The following is an 18,713-nucleotide window of genomic DNA, read 5'->3' as shown; positions in this document are numbered from 1 at the left end:
GTCTTCCGTTTATGGTAGCATGGCTGAATATTCTTCAAACTCAGAAAAATTATGCTGCAAAATATCCGAATCGTGCTGGTCGAAACCTCGCATACCGGCAACATGGGCTCCGTTGCCCGTGCTATGAAAACCATGGGCTTAACCAATCTCTGGCTGGTTAACCCGCTGGTCAAACCTGACTCCCAGGCCATTGCTCTCGCGGCAGGTGCCAGCGACGTGATCGGCAACGCCCAGATCGTGGATACCCTGGACGAAGCCTTAGCCGGCTGCAGCCTGGTGGTGGGCACCAGCGCTCGCTCGCGCACCCTGCCGTGGCCGATGCTCGATCCGCGTGAATGCGGGCTGAAAAGCGTGGGCGAAGCCGAACATGCGCCCGTCGCGCTGGTGTTTGGCCGCGAACGCGTAGGGCTGACCAATGACGAGCTGCAGAAGTGTCATTATCATGTCGCGATTGCCGCCAACCCGGAGTACAGCTCACTGAATCTGGCGATGGCCGTGCAGGTTATCGCCTACGAAGTGCGTATGGCATGGCTGGCAACTCAGGAAAAAGAGGCCACTGTACAGCCGGAAGAGACCCCGTATCCGCTGGTCGATGACCTGGAACGTTTCTATGGCCACCTGGAGCAGACGCTGCTCGCGACCGGCTTTATCCGTGCAGACCACCCGGGTCAGGTGATGAACAGACTGCGTCGCCTCTTTACCCGTGCGCGCCCGGAAAGCCAGGAGCTAAACATCCTGCGCGGTATTCTGGCGTCGATTGAGCAGAAGAATAAACCGTAGTGTGGTTTTCGCCCTCTCCCTGTGGGAGAGGGCATCAGGCCGCACCTCAGCGAAGCGCCGCCCGGTAATAACATTACAGCACAGAAGGTTAAATACCTGACTAAAACAGTCAAGTAAATAGTTGACCAATTTAGTCGGGAATGTCAGACTCAGCCCTGCTATGCAATACCCCCCACTTTACAATAAAAACCCCGGGCAGGGGCGAGTTTGAGGTTAAGTAAGACATGAGACTGACATCTAAAGGGCGTTACGCCGTGACCGCGATGCTGGACGTTGCGCTCAACTCCGAATCGGGCCCGGTTCCGTTGGCTGATATTTCTGAACGTCAGGGAATTTCCCTCTCTTATCTGGAACAGCTGTTCTCCCGACTGCGTAAAAATGGCCTGGTTTCCAGCGTCCGCGGTCCAGGCGGTGGTTATCTGTTAGGTAAAGACGCGGGCAGTATTGCCGTTGGCGAAGTGATTAGCGCAGTTGACGAATCCGTCGACGCGACCCGTTGCCAGGGCAAAGGCGGTTGTCAGGGCGGCGATAAATGCCTGACCCACGCGCTGTGGCGCGATCTGAGCGACCGTCTGACCGGCTTCCTGAACAACATCACCATTGGTGAACTGGTTAACAACCAGGAAGTGCTGGACGTCTCTGGCCGTCAGCATTCGCATGAGTCCCAACGCAATACCCGCGCACAAGACGCAATCGACGTTAAGTTACGCGCTTAGTAAAACGATAAGAATTTTAGAATCAGGCCGGGGCGTTTATTCGCCCCGATGATCGGGTTGTACATCCGACCCGCCGCCTGGTTCCTTGCATTGAAGCGATGTACGGAGTCTATAGAGCAATGAAATTACCGATCTATCTCGATTACTCCGCAACCACGCCGGTGGACCCGCGTGTTGCCGAGAAAATGATGCAGTGTCTGACCCTGGACGGAAACTTTGGTAACCCAGCTTCCCGTTCTCACCGTTTTGGCTGGCATGCTGAAGAGGCGGTAGATATCGCCCGTAATCAGATTGCCGAGCTGGTTGGTGCCGATCCGCGTGAAATTGTTTTCACCTCCGGCGCGACCGAATCCGATAACCTGGCGATCAAAGGTGCGGCCAATTTCTATCAGAAAAAAGGCAAGCACATCATCACCAGCAAAACCGAACACAAAGCCGTGCTCGACACCTGTCGTCAGCTCGAGCGTGAAGGTTTTGAAATCACCTACCTGGCGCCTCAGCGTAACGGTATCATCGACCTCAAAGCCCTCGAAGCGGCGATGCGTGACGACACCATTCTGGTGTCCATCATGCACGTCAACAACGAGATCGGCGTGGTGCAGGATATCGCAACCATCGGCGAACTGTGTCGTGCGCGTGGCATCATCTACCACGTAGATGCAACCCAGAGCGTGGGCAAACTGCCTATCGATCTGAGCCAGCTGAAAGTCGATCTGATGTCCTTCTCCGGCCACAAAATCTATGGCCCTAAAGGCATTGGTGCGCTGTACGTGCGTCGTAAACCACGTATTCGTATCGAATCTCAGATGCACGGCGGCGGTCACGAGCGCGGCATGCGTTCCGGTACTCTGCCTGTGCACCAGATCGTCGGCATGGGTGAAGCCTACCGTATTGCTAAAGAAGAGATGGAAGGCGAGATGGCGCGTCTGCGCACGCTGCGCAACCGTCTGTGGGAAGGCGTGAAAGATATGGAAGAAGTGTATCTTAACGGCTCCCTTGAGCAGGGCGCACCTAACATCCTCAACGTCAGCTTCAACTATGTTGAAGGCGAGTCGCTGATCATGGCGCTGAAAGACCTGGCCGTCTCTTCCGGTTCTGCGTGTACCTCCGCAAGCCTCGAGCCGTCCTACGTTTTGCGTGCCCTGGGCATGACTGACGAACTGGCACACAGCTCTATCCGTTTCTCTTTAGGTCGTTTCACAACCGATGAAGAGATTGACTACACCATCAATCTGGTTCGCAACTCCATTGGCCGTCTGCGTGACCTGTCCCCACTGTGGGACATGTTCAAAGAAGGCGTGGATCTGAACAGCATTGAATGGTCACATCACTAATCGGTTTGTAAGGAGAATTCAACATGGCATACAGCGAAAAAGTCATCGATCATTACGAAAATCCACGTAACGTGGGTTCTTTTGACAACAGCGACGCGAGCGTTGGTAGCGGCATGGTTGGCGCACCGGCATGTGGCGACGTGATGAAGTTACAGATTAAAGTCAACAATGAAGGTATTATTGAAGACGCCCGCTTCAAGACCTACGGTTGCGGCTCCGCAATCGCCTCCAGCTCCCTCGTCACCGAATGGGTGAAGGGCAAATCTCTGGACGAAGCGCAGGCCATTAAAAATACCGATATTGCTGATGAGCTCGAACTGCCGCCGGTGAAAATTCACTGCTCTATCCTGGCGGAAGATGCGATCAAAGCCGCAATTGCGGATTACAAAAGCAAACGTGACGCAAAATAATTAGTTGAGGTTGTTATGTCGATTACCCTTAGCGACAGCGCTGCCGCGCGAGTAAATGCCTTTATGGCAAACCGTGGCAAAGGATTTGGCCTGCGTCTTGGTGTGCGCACTTCCGGCTGTTCCGGTATGGCTTACGTACTGGAATTTGTTGACGAACCTGCGGCGGAAGATACCGTATTCGAAGACAAAGGCGTGAAGGTCGTGATCGATGGCAAGAGCCTGCAGTTCCTGAACGGCACCGAGCTGGACTTCGTGAAAGAAGGCCTCAACGAAGGGTTTAAATTTACTAACCCTAACGTGAAAGACGAGTGCGGTTGCGGCGAAAGCTTCCAGGTTTAATTGCGTATCACCTGTTAACCCCACCGCAGCCCGTCTGCGCGTGGGGTTTGCTTTAATCAGCTAACCCTGAGATTGTTATGGATTACTTCACCCTCTTTGGGCTATCCGCCGGGTATGAGATTGATACTCAGGCGCTGATGACCCGTTTCCAGGATCTGCAACGTCAGTATCATCCGGATAAATTCGCCAGCGGCACGCAGGCGGAGCAGCTGGCTGCGGTACAGCAGTCTGCGACCATCAATCAGGCGTGGCAAACCCTGCGCAATCCGCTGAGCCGGGCAGAATATCTGCTGTCGCGCCACGGTTTCGATCTCTCAAGCGAGCAACACACCGTCCGCGATACCGCGTTCCTGATGGAACAGCTGGAACTGCGTGAAGAGCTGGATGAGATTGAACAGGCGAAAGACGAAGCGCGTCTGGAAGGTTTTATCCAGCGTGTAAAAGGGATGTTCGATTCCCGTCATCAGCAGATGGTGACCCAATTGAATAACGAGACGTGGGACGTGGCTGCGGACACTGTGCGCAAGCTGTGTTTTCTCGATAAACTGCGAAGCAGTGCTGAACAACTCGAAGAAAAGCTGCTCGATTTTTAATTTCGGAAGCAATTATGGCCTTATTACAAATTAGTGAGCCTGGCTTAAGTGCCGCGCCGCACCAGCGTCGTCTGGCGGTGGGCATTGACTTAGGCACCACCAACTCGCTGGTCGCCACCGTGCGCAGCGGTCAGGCAGAAACGCTGCCCGACGCTGACGGTCAGCACCTGCTGCCGTCTGTGGTCCACTATCAGCCGCAGGGCCACAGCGTGGGCTATCACGCCCGCGCCAATGCCGCGCAGGATCCGGTCAACACCATCAGTTCGGTAAAACGGATGATGGGCCGCTCGCTGGCGGACATCCAGACCCGTTACCCGCATCTGCCGTATCAGCTGCAGGCAAGCGTTAACGGCCTGCCGATGATCGCCACGGCCGCCGGGCTGTTAAACCCGATTCGCATCTCTGCCGATATCCTGAAAGCGCTGGCGGCCCGCGCCACCTCGACGCTGGAAGGCGAACTGGACGGCGTGGTGATCACCGTTCCGGCCTATTTCGATGATGCACAGCGTCAGGGCACCAAAGACGCTGCGCGTTTGGCTGGGCTGCACGTGCTGCGTCTGCTGAACGAACCGACTGCTGCCGCCATTGCCTACGGGCTGGATTCCGGCAAAGAAGGGACGATCGCGGTCTTTGACCTCGGCGGCGGCACCTTTGATATTTCGATTCTGCGCTTAAGCCGCGGGGTGTTTGAAGTGCTGGCGACCGGCGGCGACTCTGCCCTCGGCGGCGACGACTTTGACCATCTGCTGGCAGATTATATCTGTGAACAAGCCGGGATCAGCGGCAGTCGTGATGCACGCCTGCAGCGCGAGCTGCTGGATGCAGCTGTGGCCGCCAAAATCGCCCTTAGCGATGCGCAGTCCGTCAGCGTGACGGTTGCGGGCTGGCAGGGCGACATTACCCGCGCCCAGTTTAATGAACTGATTGCCCCCCTGGTTAAACGTACCCTGCTGGCCTGCCGCCGCGCATTGAAAGATGCGGGCGTCGAGGCAGAAGAGGTGCTGGAAGTGGTGATGGTGGGCGGTTCAACCCGCGTGCCGCTGGTGCGTGAACGCGTGGGCGACTTCTTTGGCCGCACGCCGCTGACCGCAATCGATCCGGATAAAGTGGTCGCCATTGGCGCCGCTATCCAGGCGGATATTCTGGTCGGCAACAAGCCGGACAGCGAGATGCTGCTGCTCGATGTTATCCCGCTCTCGCTGGGGCTCGAAACCATGGGCGGACTGGTCGAGAAGGTTATCCCGCGTAACACCACCATTCCGGTGGCGCGCGCGCAGGAGTTCACCACCTTCAAAGATGGCCAGACGGCGATGTCTATCCACGTGCTGCAGGGCGAGCGCGAGCTGGTGCAGGACTGCCGCTCGCTGGCGCGTTTTGCGCTGCGCGGTATTCCGGCACTGCCTGCCGGTGGGGCGCATATTCGCGTCACTTTCCAGGTGGATGCGGACGGCCTGCTGAGCGTCACGGCAATGGAAAAATCAACCGGTGTCGAATCCTCCATTCAGGTGAAACCGTCCTACGGTCTGACCGATGGCGAAATCGCCACCATGCTCCAGGATTCAATGAGCTACGCCGCGCAGGATGTGAAGGCGCGTATGTTGGCTGAACAGAAAGTCGAAGCGGCTCGCGTGCTGGAAAGTGTGCATAGCGCGCTCGCTGCCGATGCCGCGCTGTTAAGCGCCGCTGAACGTCAGGCCATTGACGACGCCATCGCGCAACTGCGCGAGGTAGCGGACGGCGATGACGCTGACGCCATAGAACAAGCGATTAAAAACGTTGATAAACAAACCCAGGAGTTTGCCGCTCGCCGTATGGACCAGTCGGTTCGCTCTGCGCTGAAAGGCCACTCCGTGGACGAGGTTTAATATGCCAAAGATTGTTTTTCTGCCACATGCGGACCTCTGTCCGGATGGCGCAGTTCTGGAAGCTGAGACCGGCGAAACCATCCTTAACGTTGCCCTGCGTAACGGTATCGAAGTGGAACACGCCTGTGAAAAATCCTGTGCCTGCACAACCTGTCACTGTATCGTCCGCGAAGGGTTCGACTCTTTAGTGGAGAGCACGGAAGATGAAGACGACATGCTGGATAAAGCATGGGGTCTGGAGCCGGAAAGCCGTCTGAGCTGTCAGGCGCTCGTCACCGATGAAGATCTGGTGATCGAACTTCCGCGTTATACCCTCAACCACGCACGCGAGCATTGATATGGGACTGAAGTGGACAGACAGCCGTGAAATCGGCGAGGCGCTGTACGACGCCAATCCGGATCTCGATCCGAAAACCGTACGGTTCACCGATATGCATCAGTGGATTTGCGATCTGGAAGAGTTTGATGACGATCCTAACGCCTCCAATGAAAAAGTTCTGGAGGCGATTCTGCTAGTCTGGTTAGATGAAGCAGAATAGTTAATGTAACGGGCTGCCTTCGGCGGCCCGTTTGCTTGTTGCTAATAAGGATAAATAAAATGACCGAAGCGATGAAGATTACGCTTACTACTCAGCCTGCGGATGCGCGCTGGGGCGAAAAAGCCACTTACAGCATTAATAACGACGGCATAACCCTGCACCTGAACGGCAGCGACGATACCGGTTTGATTCAGCGTGCGGCGCGTAAAATCGACGGTTTAGGCATTAAGCATGTGTTACTTGCCGGAGAAGGCTGGAACACTGACAACAGCTGGGCGTTCTGGGCGGGTTACAAAGGCCCGAAAGGCACGCGCAAGGTTGAGTGGGCTGATCTGGATGCCGACGCGAAGAAAGAGCTCGAAAGCCGTCTGAAAATTATCGACTGGGTGCGCGACACCATTAACGCCCCGGCAGAAGAGTTAGGCCCGGAGCAGCTGGCGCAGCGCGCGGTGGATCTGCTGAACGGCGTGGGCGGCGAGAAGGTCTCTTACCGCATCACCAAAGGTGAAGATCTGCGTGAACAGAACTATATGGGTCTGCACACTGTGGGTCGCGGTTCTGAGCGTCCGCCGGTTCTGCTGGCGCTGGATTACAACCCAACCGGCGACAAACAGGCTCCGGTTTATGCCTGCCTGGTCGGGAAAGGTATTACCTTCGATACCGGCGGCTACAGCCTGAAGCAGAGCGCCTTTATGGATTCGATGAAATCCGACATGGGCGGCGCGGCCACCATTACTGGCGCGCTGGCGTTTGCCATCACCCGTGGCCTGAACAAGCGCGTGAAGCTGTACCTGTGCTGTGCGGACAACATGGTCAGCGGCAACGCGTTCAAGCTGGGCGACATCATTCGCTACCGCAACGGCAAGAATGTTGAAGTGATGAACACCGACGCCGAAGGCCGTCTGGTGCTGGCCGATGGCCTGATCGACGCTTCTGCACAAAAGCCAGAGCTGATTATCGACATGGCAACCCTGACCGGGGCTGCGAAAACGGCGCTCGGTAACGACTATCACGCACTGTTCAGCTTCGACGACAAGTTGGCAGGTAAACTGATGGCCAGCGCGGCGGCAGAAAACGAGCCGTTCTGGCGTCTGCCGCTGGCCGAGTTCCACCGCAGCCAGCTGCCGTCTAACTTTGCCGAGCTGAACAATACCGCTCCCGCCACCTATCCGGCGGGGGCCAGCACGGCTGCTGGATTCCTGTCGCATTTCGTTGACAACTACCGCGAAGGCTGGCTGCACATCGACTGTTCAGCAACCTACCGTAAATCTGCCGTTGAGCAGTGGTCAGCAGGCGCGACCGGTCTGGGCGTGCGCACGATTGCCAATCTGTTGACGGCTGAGTAATGGGTTTGCCCGGCGGCGCTGCGCTTGCACGGGCCTACGGGTTTTGTAGGCCGGGTTAGCGAAGCGCCACCCGGCCTTTTTTGAAGTAGCGAAATTATGTCTGAAACCAAAAACGAATTAGAAACCCTGCTGGAGAAAGCGGCGAACGAACCCGCCCATCGTCCGGCATTTTTCCGCACTCTGCTGGAGTCCACCGTCTGGGTGCTTGGCACCGCCGCCGAAGGCGAACAGGTTGTGGATGACAGCGCGCTGGATCTGCTGCACTGGGAAAAAGATGACGGCACCTCGGTGATCCCGTTTTTCTCTTCCCTTGAAACGTTGCAGCAGGCTGTTGAAGATGAGCAGGCGTTCGTGGTGATGCCGGTGCGCACGCTGTTTGAAATGACGCTCGGCGAAACCCTGTTTCTGAATGCCAAACTGCCGACCGGCAAAGAGTTCACCCCGCGTGAAATCAGCCATCTGATCGGGGAAGAGGGGAATCCACTCAGCACCCAGGAGGTGCTGGAGGGCGGTGCGTCACTGTTGCTGTCGGAAGTGGCCGAACCTCCGGCGCAGATGATCGACTCCCTGACCCAGCTTTTTAAAACCATCAAGCCAGTGAAACGCGCGTTTCTGTGTTCGATCAAAGAGCAGGCTGACGAACAGCCGGTGCTGCTGATCGGCATCGAAGCGGATGGTGAGATCGACGAGATCATTCAGGCGACAGGCAGTGTAGCAACCGATACCCTGCCGGGCGATGAGCCGATTGATATCTGCAGGGTGATCAAAGGCGAGAAGGGCGTCAGCCACTTTCTCACCGAACACATCACGCCGTTCTATGAACGTCGCTGGGGTGGTTTCCTGCGCGATTTCAAAAACAACCGCATTATCTGACGCTGACGGGGTGAGGCTTCACCCCGTCGCTTCCAGCAGCAGTAAATCCATCAGCAACACCAGGTTCGACTCAAAAGACGTCACCCCGGCGGCTTCGGCGGCGAAATGTACTGCTTCGTCGTACAAGGCAAAATGCAGATCTGCCATTCCTGCCAGCGTATTGGCCGAGGCGCGGGTAAACGCCACCACCGTCATCCCCACGTTTTTCGCGATGCGCGCCTTATCCAGTACCTGTTCCGTTTCGCCGCTGCGCGACACCGCAATAAACACCTGATAGCGCGAGGCGTTGCTGAGAAAAATATTGCGGCTATCGCCGGGGCCGGAGATAAACGCTGTCTTACCCAGCACCTGTAATTTTTTAGTCAGATACTCGGCAAACAGGTAGGAAAAGCCCGCCCCGTAGAGAAAAAAGTGCTCTTTTTCACGCAGCAGATCGGCAAAGCGGCGGCGTTTTTCCGCCGTCGCCCACTGCAGGGTTTGCTGATAGTTGGCGATAAACTGGTTAAATAGCGCCGGTAATTCAGTTGACGGGCTGGCTTCGGCGGCAATGTGCGGCGTATCGGACAGCAACTGCTTGCAGTGCCAGGTGAACTCGCTAAAGCCGCTGAACCCCAGTTTACGGCACAGGCGCATAATGGTGGCGGTAGAGACAAACGTGGCCTGCGCCAGCTCCCGCACCGTGATGTTCCCCACCAGCAGCGGATGCTCGGTCAGATGCGCCAGCACGCGATACTCTGCGCGGGTCAGTGACTCCCCGCGCGTCAGCAAAGTTGCCAGTCGGTTATCCATTAATGCGCCGGTTCAATCGGCAGATCGTCGCGTGCGCCCCATTCGCTCCATGCCCCGTCGTACAGCGTCACGTCGGTTTTACCGAGCGTCGCCAGCGCCAGAATCACCACGCAGGCGGTGACGCCAGAGCCGCAGCTGGTAATGGTGGGCTGGTGCAGATCCACACCCTGGCGGGCGAAAATCTCGCGCAGTTCGTCGGCGGTTTTCAGCTCGCCGTTAAACACCAGATCCCCCCACGGGACATTGCGCGCGCCGGGAATATGTCCACGCTTCAGGCCAGGGCGCGGCTCGTCGGCCTCGGCATTAAAGCGCGGGGCAGGGCGGGCATCGATAATTTGCGCAGTCTGTTCATGGCTTGCCAGCAGCACGTCGGTCAGGCGTCTGATTGCGCTGGCGTCGATGCTTGGGTCAAAATCCCCTTCCGGCAGGTCAACATTTCCCTGCTGGAGAGGCAGTTCAGCGCGCTGCCAGCCTGCCAGCCCGCCCGCCAGAATCGACACGTTTTCGACGCCGAAGGTTTTCAGCATCCACCACGCGCGCGGGGCGGAGAACAGATTGCCCTCATCGTAAACAACCAGATGCTTATCGCGGCTAATCCCCAGCTCGCGCATTGCCACGGCAAACGACTCGGGACGCGGCATCATGTGCGGCAGGGAAGAGGTGTGATCGGAGAGGGCTTCGATATCAAAAAAAACCGCCCCCGGCAGATGCCCGGCGCGGTATTCAGCGGGTACGTCACGATGCTCCTGGCCCGGTGGCGCCATGCGCGCATCGAGGAGTTGCACTTCAGGATCGTTCGCGTGTTCAGTCAGCCAGTCGGCTGCGACAAAATATGAGGTGGACATGGTTGCCTCCAGCAATGAAATCATCAATGGATTGTCGATGTTTTTTCTGACATCGACAAGCAAACCACGTCCAACTCGCGAGCCGTCGCCTAATTTTTCACTGCTTCCCCGTCTCGCCACGCCTGCTGCAGCGCTGGCCAGTAATCACGGTTGGCCTCAATCATCTCGTCGAGAATGGCTTTGGCGTGTTCCATGGTCGGCACGGTGCGGTTAAGGGTGAATGCCTGCAACGCTTTTTCGTAGCTCCCTTCGATGGTGGCTTCCACCAGCAGCTGCTCAGAAGCCAACTGCTGTTGCAGCAGGGTCTGATGGAATAGCGGCACCTTGCCGATGCGGACCGGCTCTGGCCCTTCACTGGTGATATATGCCGGTACCTCAACCATTGCGTCATAGGGCAGATTGACGATTGCGCCGCGGTTTTCGACCATCACCAGATGGCGCTGACGCAGGTTAAACGCCAGCGAGCGGGCCACATCCACAATAAACTCGCCGTGGACCCCCACGTGGAAGGCGTCTGATAAAATTCCGGTCTTTTTATACTCCTCCGCCGCCGCAAACAGCTTTTTCTCGCGGCCGTTCATCACTTCGTTGGCGCGGGTATAGTCCGGGTTTTGATGCTCCACGATCTGGTTTGGCATCAGGTAATACTGCAGATACGGGTTCGGCAGATACTCCGGGAAGTTATCCATGATCGGCTTGATGTTGCGCCAGGTTTTCACCCACGACGGATCCGAGTGCTGCGGATCGGTTTTGGCGGCATCTTCGGTCAACAGGCCGAATTTTGCGATATGACGACGCAGTTCCGGCAGGCGATCAACGCCGTCCACCAGCACGCGGGTAAACCAGCCGAAGTGGTTCAGACCGAAGTAGTCCACCTCCAGCTTGTGGCGATCCACGCCGAGAATGGCACCCATATTGCGCATCGCCGCCACCGGCATATCGCAAATATTCAGCACCCGGGCATCAGGACGCAGGCGGCGCACGCCTTCAGCAACAATCGCCGCCGGGTTGGAGTAGTTGACGATCCACGCTTTCTCGTGGGCATAACGGTCAACCATATCGATAAGCTCGACCATCGGCAGAATGGTACGCAAGCCGTACGCCAGCCCGCCGGGGCCGCAGGTTTCCTGGCCGACCACGCCGTGGCGAAGGGGGATCTTCTCATCCTGCTCGCGCATTTTGTACTGACCGACGCGCATCTGAGCGAAGACGAAATGGGCTCCACTGAACGCCACTTCCGGATCGCCGGTGACGGTAAATTTAATGCTCTGGCTGTGATCGCGAATGACCTTTTCGACGACCGGCGCGATGGTGTTCTGCCGCGCTACATCGATGTCGTAGAGGCGAATTTCTGCCAGCGGGAACTTGTCCAGCTGCACCATCAGACTTTTCACAATGCCCGGCGTATAGGTGCTGCCGCCACCGGCGATAGAGAGAATAAAGGGGGGTGTAAACATGTTTGTCTCCTTCAGAGAATCGTCTCAACGGCTTCTCGCATTTTTTTGACGTGCAGCCCGTAGACCACCTGAACGTTGTTACCTTGCTTGATAATGCCTTTCGCGCCCGTCGCTTTGAGCCGTGGCTCGTCGACGATCGCGACATCTTTGACTGTGACGCGCAGGCGGGTGTAGCAGTTATCCACGACCTCGATGTTGTCGCGCCCACCCAGACCGACGACGATCGCCTCGCCTAATCCGTCATTGCTGCCTTTCGCCTGATACTCCTGCTTGCTGTACAGACGCGTCTCCTGATCGTCCTCCTCGCGGCCCGGCGTTTTCATGCGGAAATGAAGGATCAGGAAGCGGAAGATGACGAAGTAGAGCACCGACATAATCAGCCCGACCACGATGTACATTGGCCAGTTGGACTTTTCCGTGCCCAGCGGCAGGTTATACAGAATGAAATCGATAATGCCGTTAGCCCCGATGGCGTGAACGCCCAGCAGAGAGAACAGCATCATGCCAATCCCGGTAAGTACCGCATGCACCACAAATAGCAGCGGGGCAACGAACAGGAAGGAAAACTCAATTGGCTCGGTGACGCCCACCAGCAGCGAGGTGAGCGCCGCCGGGATCAGAATCGCTTTGGCTGCGGCTTTTCGTTCCGGTTTGGCGGTGACATACATCGCCAGTGCCGCCGCCGGCAGGCCAAACATTTTGCTGATGCCGCGCGCATCCCAGACCACGGTGCTGCTGAGCTGCTTCACGTCCGGGCAGGCCATCTCGGCAAAGTAGATATTGCGCGCGCCCTGGTACGTTGCGCCGCAGACGTCCTGGGTGCCGCCCAGTTCGGTATACAGGAACGGGGTGTAAACCAGATGGTGCAGACCGGTCGGCACCAGGATGCGCTCGAGGAAGCCGTAAATCGCCACCCCAAACGGCCCGGAGCCTTTAATGGCGAGCGCCAGTGTGCTGATCCCGTGCTGAGCAAATGGCCACAGTTCACTCATCACTACGCCCAGCAGCATTGAAACCGGCAGCATAATGATGGCGACAAAGCAGTGGCCCGAGTAGATCGCCATCGCCCCGTTGAATTGCACGCTGGAGTATTTGTTATAAAGATAGCCTGACAGCGCCCCGGTGAGGATCCCGGCGAATACGCCCATCTCCAGCACCTGCACGCCCAGTACCATGCTTTGCCCGGCGGCCTTCATCTGGTCTGCCGGGGCAAGCGCGCCTTGTAGCTGGAGCGTGACGTTCATGGCGTTGATAAACACCACAAAGGTCACCAGACCGATCAGCGCGGCGTAACCTTTGTCTCGCGTTGCCAGACCGATGGGGATGCCCACGGCAAATACCAGCGCGAGGTTGACCAGCACCGAGACGGCTGACTTCGATATCAGCAGACCCATGCTCTGGATCAGGGGATGACCGAGGAACGGCAGATACCCGGCAAGGGCACCGTTACCCAACACATTACCAAAGGCGATGAACAGACCGACAATCGGTAGAATGAGGACCGGTCCGTAGAGGGATTTTCCAAAATTTTGTAGGGCGTTCACGGCTCGTTTCATGACGTTCTCTCTTAGTGAACCGCGCACTCAGGGTGCGTCTCAGCATTAAAATTAGCAGGTCAAGCGACGCCTTATCCAGCTATCTTATTGTTTTAAAAACAAATGACGTAAAAGGTAACATGTAACGTTTCAGGCTGTGATCCGGGTAACAGGGCGTATCGTGCATGACAGGCAGATTTGCGAGGCACTGTCCGGAATCTCACATTGGACTTTTGTTCTTTTGTATTAATGAACGTTGCGGATAATAATTACCCCGACGACGATCAACAGGCCCGTGAGGCCAGGGATAAAGGATGAAACCGTTTCGCCTTGCCGCGCTTTCAATAGCGCTGTTTACCACCATGGCACTTGTCGGCTGTGACAACAGCGACGATAAACCCAGCACAAAGGCGCCCGCTGCGGCTGCCGAAATTACCGCCAAAAAGCCTGAAGCGACCAAACCGGACGACGCTACGCTTGCGAAACTGGCTGCGCTTAGCCAGGGCAAAGCGCTGACCCTGCTGGATGCGTCGGAAATTCAGCTCGACGGCGCGGCCGCGCTGGTGCTGACTTTCTCTGTGCCGCTCGATCCGAAACAGGACTTTGCACATACCGTGCATGTGGTAGACAAAAAAAGCGGCAAGGTCGATGGGGCATGGGAGCTGGCGCCCAACCTGAAAGAGCTGCGCCTGCGCCATCTGGAGCCAAACCGTAACCTGGTGGTGACCGTCGAGCGCGGCCTGCTGGGGCTGAACAAAAGTACCTTTGGTATCGATTACGAAAAGACAATCGACACGCGCGACATCCAACCAAGCGTCGGTTTTGCCAGCCGCGGCTCGCTGCTGCCGGGTAAGGTCGTCGAAGGGCTGCCGGTGATGGCGCTGAACGTCAATAACGTCGACGTGAACTTTTTCCGCGTTAAACCCGAGTCGCTGGCCGCGTTTATCAGCCAGTGGGAGTACCGCAGTTCCCTCACTAACTGGGAATCCGACAATCTGCTGAAGCTGGCGGAGCTGGTGTACACCGGTCGTTTCGACCTTAATCCTGCGCGCAATACCCGCGAAAAGCTGCTCCTGCCGCTGCGTGATATCAAGCCGTTACAGCAGGCGGGGGTCTATATCGCGGTGATGAATCAGGCCGGGCATTACACCTATAGCAATGCGGCCACGTTGTTTACCCTCAGTGATATTGGTCTGTCCGCACACCGCTACCATAACCGGCTGGATGTCTTTACCCAGAGCCTGGAAAACGGCGCGGCGCAGTCTGCCATCGACATCATGCTGCTCAACGACAAAGGGCAGACCCTGGCGCAGGGCACCAGCGACGCAGATGGCCACGCCACGCTTCAAACCGACAAAGAAGCCGCGCTGCTGCTGGCCCGCAAGGATGGGCAAACCACGCTGCTGGACCTTACCCTCCCGGCGCTGGACCTGGCGGAGTTTGCTATCAGCGGCGCGCCAGGCTTTAGCAAACAGTTCTTTATGTTCGGCCCGCGCGATCTCTATCGCCCGGGCGAAACCCTGATCCTGAACGGGCTGCTGCGCGACAGCGACGGCAAACCGCTGCCGGATCAACCGGTCAAGCTGGAGGTACTCCGCCCGGACGGCCAGGTGGCGCGTACGGTGGTCAGCCAGCCGCAAAACGGTCTCTACCGCTTTAACTACCCGCTTGAAAGCGGGGCAAAAACGGGCATGTGGCACGTTCGTGCCAGCACCGGCGATAACCAGCAGCGGCTGTGGGATTTCCACGTCGAAGACTTTATGCCCGAGCGGATGGCGCTGAATTTGAGCGCGCAAAAAACACCGATTGCGCCAGCGGATGACGTCGCTTTCGACGTGACCGGCTATTACCTGTACGGTGCGCCCGCCAACGGCAACAACCTGCAGGGGCAGTTGTTCCTGCGCCCACTGCGTGAAGCCGTGGCCGCACTGCCTGGCTTCCAGTTCGGTGACATTGCCGAAGAGAACCTGAGCCGCAGCCTGGATGAAGTGCAACTGACGCTGAACGAAAAGGGGCGCGGGCAAATTACCACCGAAAGCCAGTGGAAAGAGGCTCACTCCCCGCTGCAGGTGATTTTGCAGGCCAGCCTGCTGGAGTCCGGCGGGCGTCCGATCACCCGCCGGGTGGAGCAGGCGGTATGGCCAGCGGCTACGCTGCCGGGTATCCGGGCGCAGTTCGCCAGTAAAGCGGTATACGACTACCGCACCGATACCACCGTTAACCAGCCCATTGTCGAAGAGAACAGCCTGGCCGGGTTCGATATTGTCTATGCCGATGCGCAAGGGGCGAAAAAGGCGGTGTCAGATCTGCAGGTACGCCTGATCCGTGAGCGCCGCGACTACGCGTGGAACTGGTCAGAGAGCGAGGGCTGGCAGTCGCAGTTCGATCAAAAAGATCTGGTCGAAGGCGAGCAGATCCTGAATCTGGCCGCGGATGAAACCGGCAAAGTGAGCTTCCCGGTTGAATGGGGCTCTTATCGTCTGGAGGTCAAAGCCCCGAATGAGACGGTCAGCAGCCTGCGCTTCTGGGCCGGTTACAGCTGGCAGGATAACAGCGACGGCACCGGCGCGGCCCGCCCGGATCGCGTCACCATGAAGCTGGATAAACCGTCCTATCAGCCTGGGGATACCATCAAGCTGCACATTGCCGCCCCGGCGGCAGGGAAAGGCTATGCGATGATCGAATCCAGCGAAGGGCCGCTGTGGTGGAAAGAGATCGACGTCCCGGCAGACGGGCTGGAGATGACCATTCCGGTCGATAAGGCCTGGAAGCGACACGATCTGTATCTCTCCACGCTGGTGGTGCGTCCTGGAGACAAATCCAAATCGGCAACGCCAAAACGGGCGGTGGGCTTACTGCATCTGCCGATGGGGGATGAAAATCGCCGTCTGAGCCTGGCGCTGGAAAACCCGCCAAAAATGCGTCCGAACCAGACGCTGACCGTCAAAGTGAAGGCCAGCGTGAAAGAGGGCGCTGTGCCGCAAAAAGTGAATGTGCTGGTGTCGGCGGTGGACAGCGGGGTGTTGAACATCACCGACTACGTCACCCCCGATCCGTGGCAGGCGTTCTTTGGCCAGAAGCGCTATGGCGCGGATATCTACGATATTTACGGCCAGGTGATTGAAGGCCAGGGCCGACTGGCATCGCTGCGCTTTGGTGGCGATGGTGATGAGCTCAAGCGTGGCGGCAAACCGCCGGTCAACCATGTCACCATTATCGCGCAACAGGCGCAGCCGGTGACGCTGGATGCCAACGGTGAAGGTACGGTTTCGTTACCGATTGGCGACTTCAACGGCGAACTGCGTCTGATGGCGCAGGCCTGGACAGAGGACGATTTTGGCAGCAGCGAAAGCAAAATTATCGTCGCCGCGCCGGTGATCGCCGAACTGAACACCCCGCGCTTCCTGGCAAGCAATGATAACGCCCGGCTGACGCTGGACCTGACCAACCTCACCGACCAGCCGCAGACCCTGACGGTGGCCCTGACCGCCGGAGGCAATCTGGCGCTGGAGGGCGCGCAGCCGCAGCCGGTGAAGCTGCCTGCGGGCGCTCGCGCCACGCTGTTTATCCCGGTGCGGGCGTTGGACGGCTACGGCGAGGGTGAAATTGCCGCCCAGGTCAGCGGTCTTACGCTGCCGGGTGAAACCTTCGCTCCACAGCAAAAGAGCTGGAAAATTGGCGTCCGTCCGGCATTCCCGGCGCAGACCGTCAATACCGGCACGATGCTGAATCCGGGGGAAAGCTGGCATGCGCCGGAACAGCATCTCGCTAATTTCTCACCGGTGACGTTACAAGGGCAGCTGCTGCTCAGCGGCAAGCCGCCGCTCAACCTGGCCCGCTATATTCGTGAACTGCAGGCCTACCCGTATGGCTGTCTGGAGCAAACTACCAGCGGCCTGTTCCCGTCGCTCTATACTAATTCCGCTCAGCTGGCCGCTCTCGGCATTAAAGGCGACAGCGATGATAAACGCCGGGCGGCGGTGGAGATTGGCATCTCTCGCCTGTTGCAGATGCAGCGCAGTGACGGCGGATTTGCGCTGTGGGATAAAAATGGCCCGGAAGAGTATTGGCTGACCGCCTACGTCACCGATTTCCTGGTGCGTGCGGGGGAACAAGGTTACAGCGTCTCTGCTGAAGCCATTAACAATGCCAATACCCGCCTGCTGCGCTACCTGCAGGACCCTGGCATGATTTCCGTACGCTACAGCGAAGAGACGCAGGCCAGCAAGTTTGCCGTGCAGGCGTATGCCGCGCTGGTGCTGGCGCGTCAGCAAAAAGCGCCGCTGGGTGCGCTGCGCGAGATCTGGCAGCGACACGCTGAGGCCAAATCCGGCCTGCCGATTATGCAGCTGGGGCTGGCCCTGAAGCTGATGGGGGACGCGCCGCGCAGCCAGCAGGCGCTGGATCTGGCGATCAACACTCCGCGCAGCGACTCGCAAGGCTGGATGGCCGATTACGGCAGCCCGCTGCGCGATAACGCGATGATGCTCAGCCTGCTGGAAGAGAATAAATTGCTGCCGAATGCGCAAAACACCCTGCTGAATATCCTGTCGCAGCAGGCATTCAGCCAGCGCTGGCTCTCAACTCAGGAAAGCAATGCCCTGTTCCTCGCGGGCCGTTCCCTGCAGACCCTTTCCGGGGCGTGGCAGGCGACGACCAGCCTCGCGGGTGAAGGGCTGCGCGGTGACAAACCGCAGGTACAAAACCTGAATGCCGACCAGCTGGCCGCGCTGCAGGTGACCAATACCGGGACCGCGCCGCTGTGGGTGCGCCTCGACAGTAGCGGATACCCGCAATACGCTCCGCAGCCTGCATCCAATGTGCTGAAAATCAACCGTCAGATCCTGGCGACGGACGGCAGCAGCAAGTCACTCTCTTCACTGAAGAGCGGCGAACTGGTGCTGGTCTGGCTGGAAGTGACGGCCAGTCAAAACGTGCCGGATGCGCTGGTGGTGGATTTACTGCCTGCCGGGCTGGAGCTGGAAAACCAGAACCTCGCCAGCAGCAGCGCCAGCCTGCAGGAGAGTGGAGCAGAAGTGCAAAACCTGCTTAACCAGATGCAGCAGGCGGATATTCAGCATATGGAGTTCCGCGACGATCGCTTTGTTGCCGCTGTGCCGGTGAACGAAGGCCAGCCGGTGACGCTGGTTTATCTGGCGCGCGCCGTGACGCCGGGGACCTATACGGTGCCGGTGCCGATGGTGGAATCGATGTACGTTCCGCAATGGCGGGCAACAGGTGCGGCCAGCGGCCCGCTGATTGTCGTGCCGTAACGTGCGAGGTTTACGTCTG

General features: G+C 58.0%; 16 protein-coding genes. 12 read left to right on the top strand and 4 right to left on the bottom strand.

Annotated elements, in window-relative coordinates; all coding sequences use genetic code 11:
• The first annotated feature begins 51 nt into the window (after positions 1 to 51).
• From trmJ to sseB, 11 genes are all read left to right on the top strand, one after another.
• Positions 52 to 780 carry a tRNA (cytosine(32)/uridine(32)-2'-O)-methyltransferase TrmJ gene (gene trmJ, locus M8013_RS17445; RefSeq protein WP_271269042.1) on the top strand — a complete coding sequence of 243 codons (729 nt, stop codon included), beginning with the start codon at positions 52 to 54 and terminating at the stop codon, positions 778 to 780.
• 224 nt (positions 781 to 1,004) lie between these two features.
• Positions 1,005 to 1,496, top strand: coding sequence for a Fe-S cluster assembly transcriptional regulator IscR (gene iscR, locus M8013_RS17440; protein ID WP_225758286.1), 492 nt, complete (start codon positions 1,005 to 1,007; stop codon positions 1,494 to 1,496).
• Positions 1,497 to 1,615: 119 nt separating this feature from the next.
• Positions 1,616 to 2,830, top strand: a complete 1,215-nt coding sequence (locus M8013_RS17435) for an IscS subfamily cysteine desulfurase (protein WP_271269041.1) — start codon at positions 1,616 to 1,618, stop codon at positions 2,828 to 2,830.
• Positions 2,831 to 2,853: 23 nt separating this feature from the next.
• On the top strand, positions 2,854 to 3,240 hold the full coding sequence (gene iscU / locus M8013_RS17430) for a Fe-S cluster assembly scaffold IscU (RefSeq protein ID WP_271269040.1): 387 nt from the start codon (positions 2,854 to 2,856) through the stop codon (positions 3,238 to 3,240).
• Positions 3,241 to 3,255: 15 nt separating this feature from the next.
• The gene (gene iscA, locus M8013_RS17425) at positions 3,256 to 3,579 is read left to right on the top strand and encodes an iron-sulfur cluster assembly protein IscA (RefSeq protein WP_271269039.1); all 324 of its coding nucleotides are present in this window, start codon (positions 3,256 to 3,258) and stop codon (positions 3,577 to 3,579) included.
• A gap of 77 nt (positions 3,580 to 3,656) precedes the next feature.
• Complete coding sequence (gene hscB, locus M8013_RS17420) at positions 3,657 to 4,172, top strand: co-chaperone HscB (protein ID WP_271269038.1); 516 nt, start codon at positions 3,657 to 3,659, stop codon at positions 4,170 to 4,172.
• Between the two features lie 14 nt (positions 4,173 to 4,186).
• On the top strand, positions 4,187 to 6,037 hold the full coding sequence (gene hscA / locus M8013_RS17415; RefSeq protein WP_271269037.1) for a Fe-S protein assembly chaperone HscA: 1,851 nt from the start codon (positions 4,187 to 4,189) through the stop codon (positions 6,035 to 6,037).
• A gap of 1 nt (position 6,038) precedes the next feature.
• Complete coding sequence (gene fdx / locus M8013_RS17410) at positions 6,039 to 6,374, top strand: ISC system 2Fe-2S type ferredoxin (RefSeq protein ID WP_271269036.1); 336 nt, start codon at positions 6,039 to 6,041, stop codon at positions 6,372 to 6,374.
• 1 nt (position 6,375) lies between these two features.
• Positions 6,376 to 6,576: a Fe-S cluster assembly protein IscX gene (iscX, locus tag M8013_RS17405; RefSeq protein WP_106994595.1), complete on the top strand. Its 201-nt coding sequence runs from the start codon at positions 6,376 to 6,378 to the stop codon at positions 6,574 to 6,576.
• Between the two features lie 59 nt (positions 6,577 to 6,635).
• A complete protein-coding gene (pepB, locus tag M8013_RS17400) occupies positions 6,636 to 7,922 on the top strand; it encodes an aminopeptidase PepB (protein WP_271269035.1) in 1,287 nt (428 codons plus the stop codon).
• A 96-nt stretch (positions 7,923 to 8,018) separates the two neighbouring features.
• Positions 8,019 to 8,795, top strand: a complete 777-nt coding sequence (gene sseB, locus M8013_RS17395; protein WP_271269034.1) for an enhanced serine sensitivity protein SseB — start codon at positions 8,019 to 8,021, stop codon at positions 8,793 to 8,795.
• 18 nt (positions 8,796 to 8,813) lie between these two features.
• Here the strand turns inward: sseB and M8013_RS17390 are convergent, their stop codons facing one another.
• The 4 genes from M8013_RS17390 to M8013_RS17375 all read right to left on the bottom strand — a co-directional run bounded on the left by M8013_RS17390 (position 8,814) and on the right by M8013_RS17375 (position 13,442).
• Positions 8,814 to 9,584, bottom strand: a complete 771-nt coding sequence (locus tag M8013_RS17390; RefSeq protein WP_271269033.1) for a MurR/RpiR family transcriptional regulator — start codon at positions 9,582 to 9,584, stop codon at positions 8,814 to 8,816.
• Positions 9,584 to 10,429 (bottom strand): 3-mercaptopyruvate sulfurtransferase, encoded by an 846-nt coding sequence (gene sseA, locus M8013_RS17385; protein ID WP_271269032.1) that lies wholly within the window; start codon positions 10,427 to 10,429, stop codon positions 9,584 to 9,586. The genes M8013_RS17390 and sseA overlap by 1 nt, the downstream gene beginning before the upstream one ends.
• Positions 10,430 to 10,518: 89 nt before the next feature.
• The gene (locus tag M8013_RS17380) at positions 10,519 to 11,886 is read right to left on the bottom strand and encodes a 6-phospho-alpha-glucosidase (protein WP_271269031.1); all 1,368 of its coding nucleotides are present in this window, start codon (positions 11,884 to 11,886) and stop codon (positions 10,519 to 10,521) included.
• 11 nt (positions 11,887 to 11,897) lie between these two features.
• Positions 11,898 to 13,442: a PTS transporter subunit EIIC gene (locus M8013_RS17375; RefSeq protein WP_271269030.1), complete on the bottom strand. Its 1,545-nt coding sequence runs from the start codon at positions 13,440 to 13,442 to the stop codon at positions 11,898 to 11,900.
• 293 nt (positions 13,443 to 13,735) lie between these two features.
• Between M8013_RS17375 and M8013_RS17370 the strand changes: the two genes are divergently transcribed.
• Complete coding sequence (locus tag M8013_RS17370; protein WP_271269029.1) at positions 13,736 to 18,694, top strand: alpha-2-macroglobulin family protein; 4,959 nt, start codon at positions 13,736 to 13,738, stop codon at positions 18,692 to 18,694.
• Positions 18,695 to 18,713 lie beyond the last annotated feature (19 nt).

It is taken from the genome of Silvania confinis, assembly GCF_025564085.1.
In the GTDB taxonomy this organism is placed as follows: Bacteria; Pseudomonadota; Gammaproteobacteria; order Enterobacterales; family Enterobacteriaceae; genus Enterobacter; species Enterobacter confinis.
Note: the sequence above shows the minus strand (reverse complement) of the source record. Positions and strands in the feature narration are given on the sequence as shown.

Excerpts from the sequence above, each read along its gene's own strand:
- hscB (WP_271269038.1), top strand. The coding sequence starts at position 3,657 with ATGGATTACTTCACCCTCTTTGGGCTATCCGCCGGGTATGAGATTGAT.
- iscR (WP_225758286.1), top strand. The coding sequence starts at position 1,005 with ATGAGACTGACATCTAAAGGGCGTTACGCCGTGACCGCGATGCTGGAC.
- hscA (WP_271269037.1), top strand. The coding sequence starts at position 4,187 with ATGGCCTTATTACAAATTAGTGAGCCTGGCTTAAGTGCCGCGCCGCAC.
- iscA (WP_271269039.1), top strand. The coding sequence starts at position 3,256 with ATGTCGATTACCCTTAGCGACAGCGCTGCCGCGCGAGTAAATGCCTTT.
- fdx (WP_271269036.1), top strand. The coding sequence starts at position 6,039 with ATGCCAAAGATTGTTTTTCTGCCACATGCGGACCTCTGTCCGGATGGC.
- M8013_RS17370 (WP_271269029.1), top strand. The coding sequence starts at position 13,736 with ATGAAACCGTTTCGCCTTGCCGCGCTTTCAATAGCGCTGTTTACCACC.
- sseA (WP_271269032.1), bottom strand. The coding sequence starts at position 10,429 with ATGTCCACCTCATATTTTGTCGCAGCCGACTGGCTGACTGAACACGCG.
- pepB (WP_271269035.1), top strand. The coding sequence starts at position 6,636 with ATGACCGAAGCGATGAAGATTACGCTTACTACTCAGCCTGCGGATGCG.
- sseB (WP_271269034.1), top strand. The coding sequence starts at position 8,019 with ATGTCTGAAACCAAAAACGAATTAGAAACCCTGCTGGAGAAAGCGGCG.
- M8013_RS17375 (WP_271269030.1), bottom strand. The coding sequence starts at position 13,442 with ATGAAACGAGCCGTGAACGCCCTACAAAATTTTGGAAAATCCCTCTAC.
- iscX (WP_106994595.1), top strand. The coding sequence starts at position 6,376 with ATGGGACTGAAGTGGACAGACAGCCGTGAAATCGGCGAGGCGCTGTAC.
- M8013_RS17435 (WP_271269041.1), top strand. The coding sequence starts at position 1,616 with ATGAAATTACCGATCTATCTCGATTACTCCGCAACCACGCCGGTGGAC.
- M8013_RS17390 (WP_271269033.1), bottom strand. The coding sequence starts at position 9,584 with ATGGATAACCGACTGGCAACTTTGCTGACGCGCGGGGAGTCACTGACC.
- trmJ (WP_271269042.1), top strand. The coding sequence starts at position 52 with ATGCTGCAAAATATCCGAATCGTGCTGGTCGAAACCTCGCATACCGGC.
- iscU (WP_271269040.1), top strand. The coding sequence starts at position 2,854 with ATGGCATACAGCGAAAAAGTCATCGATCATTACGAAAATCCACGTAAC.
- M8013_RS17380 (WP_271269031.1), bottom strand. The coding sequence starts at position 11,886 with ATGTTTACACCCCCCTTTATTCTCTCTATCGCCGGTGGCGGCAGCACC.